At 71.6% G+C, this 1,907-nt stretch carries 2 protein-coding genes and 1 pseudogene; all 3 read right to left on the reverse strand.

Annotated elements, in window-relative coordinates:
* Window positions 1-23: 23 nt before the first annotated feature.
* Window positions 24-710: a type IV conjugative transfer system lipoprotein TraV gene (traV, locus tag ACOVRJ_RS08605; RefSeq protein ID WP_422043464.1), complete on the reverse strand. Its 687-nt coding sequence runs from the start codon at window positions 708-710 to the stop codon at window positions 24-26.
* Entirely contained in the window at window positions 707-1,669 is a 963-nt protein-coding gene (locus tag ACOVRJ_RS08610) for a DsbC family protein (protein WP_422043465.1), read from the reverse strand. Before ACOVRJ_RS08610 ends, traV begins: the two co-directional genes overlap by 4 nt.
* A pseudogene (locus tag ACOVRJ_RS08615) lies at window positions 1,650-1,907 on the reverse strand (hypothetical protein); the annotation flags it as partial. The gene ACOVRJ_RS08610 and the pseudogene ACOVRJ_RS08615, both read right to left, overlap by 20 nt.

The raw sequence follows: 1,907 nt of genomic DNA on the forward strand, positions 1-1,907 counted from the left end.
TCGATCAGGGTGCGCAGCATGGCTCAGGGCTCGGGTTGGTCGAGGGAGGGGTTGGCGCGGGGGCGGATGCCTTGCGCCTGACCGCCTGGTGGGGTACCCGCTGGGGAGGTGCCGACGGCTGCAGGTGGGGTAACGCCCATGCGCGGGCCTCGCGGGGCAGGGCGGACCCGCTCGATCAGCCATCGGCCGTGATCGATCAGGACGTGGACCGTGGAGGCTTCGTGCAGGTCGCCGTCGCTGTCTTCCCACGGGGCGATCCACAGGCGCAGGACGCGGGGCGCGGTGCGCAGGGCAGCTGGGGAGACTGCGGGTGCGGTGCCCGCCGCTGCGGCGTGCGGGTTCGTGTTCGTAGGCCGAGGCTCGATGGCGGTAGCGCTGGACGCAGGCTCGACTGCACCGCTGCGGACCACCGGTCGGTGAGGCGCCGCGTCGGCGGCAGGCGTCCCCAGCGCTCCGGATCCGCCGGTGCGCAGCGTGTCCGAACTGAGCAGTTGCCGGGCGCCTTGCCCGGCGTTGGCGTAGACGCCCGACACCGAGGTGCATTGCGCGCCGGTCGGGGCCTTGCAGGCATAGGTGGGACTGCCGCCGATACCCGATGAGTTCGAGGCGCAGCCGCTCAGGCCCAGCACTGCAGTGCCGGCGAGCAGCGCGGCAAGGCGCAGTGGTCTGCAGGGTGGCCGGCTGCTTGCCGCCGGGTGTGCGCCCTTCATCGGGCGCCACTCCCTGTGGCTGTGCTGGCGGCGCCTTCTCCCGGCCGGGATAGCCAGGTCTCGATCTGGTCGCGGCTGGCAGCACCCGCCATCACGCGGCCGTCGCCTGCGATCAGCGTTGGTGTGCCGTTGATCCCGAGCTGCTCACCGAGGGTGACGTTGCGGTCCACCGGGTGCGGGCAGTCCGCCTGGGGCGGCATCACGTCGCGCAACATCAGGGCCCGCCAGGTGGCAAGGCGGTCTGCTGCGCACCACACCGACACCGCCTTGCCGCGCGCGGCCGGGTGCAGCGAGGCCAGCGGCATCAGGAAGGTGTGAATCGTGACATCGTCCAGGCCGCGCAGTTCGGCCTCCAGCCGACGGCAGTAGGGGCAGTCCGGATCGCTGAAGATCGCCAGCGTCCGCGTGCCCTTGCCCCGAACCTCGGTCAGCGCGTCAGCCAGCGGCAGGCTCCCAAAATCGATGCGGGCCATCGCGTCCTTGCGCTCGGCGGTCAGGTCGCGCTGCTGGCGCATGTCGTAGAGGTGGCCGAACAGGAAGTAGCGGCCGGTCGCATCGACATAGGCGAGGTTGGCGCCCATCGCCACCTCGTACACGCCGGGCCACGCCGTAGGATGAATCCCACCGAAGCGGGTTGAGGGGTAGAGCGCCCGCAGGCGCTCGACGAGGGTGCTGGAGTCGGCTGAGGCGGGTGCTGGCTGCGTCACGGCTGATCGCGTTTCGCCTCGGACTGCTGAAGTCCCTTGAGCATCTGCGGTCGAACCGGCCTGGGTCGTTCCTGCCGGCGCGGCGCGGGTGGCCGTCGCGGTACCGGTCTTTGGTGCGGCGGCGGGTTGGGCGGCGAGTGGGGTGGCGTAGAGGCTCGCGGCGAGGGCCGCGGCCAGCGTGGTCGTGAGCGTGGTGGCATGGCGGGCGTTTGCAGGCGTTCGCCCGGCAAGGTCAGTCTTCGTCGTCTTCATCGGCGGCTCTCCGGGCGGTGGGGGTGCGGCGCGCGAGGTGCGGAAAGGCGTCGCGGTCGGGGTCGGTGTTCGCGCTGGCGATGGCGCTGGCGCCATCTGGGCGGGTGCCGTCCAGCGACTGCCCGAGCGCGATGCCCTGGGTGAGCACCACGTCCACGGTGCGTCCGGCATCGACCTCGATCACCGGGAAGACCTTCTCGGCCAGCGTGATGTAGTACTGGGCGAGCCGGTCGAGCGC

The organism is Roseateles sp. (assembly GCF_049240545.1).
GTDB lineage: Bacteria > Pseudomonadota > Gammaproteobacteria > Burkholderiales > Burkholderiaceae_C > Paucibacter_A.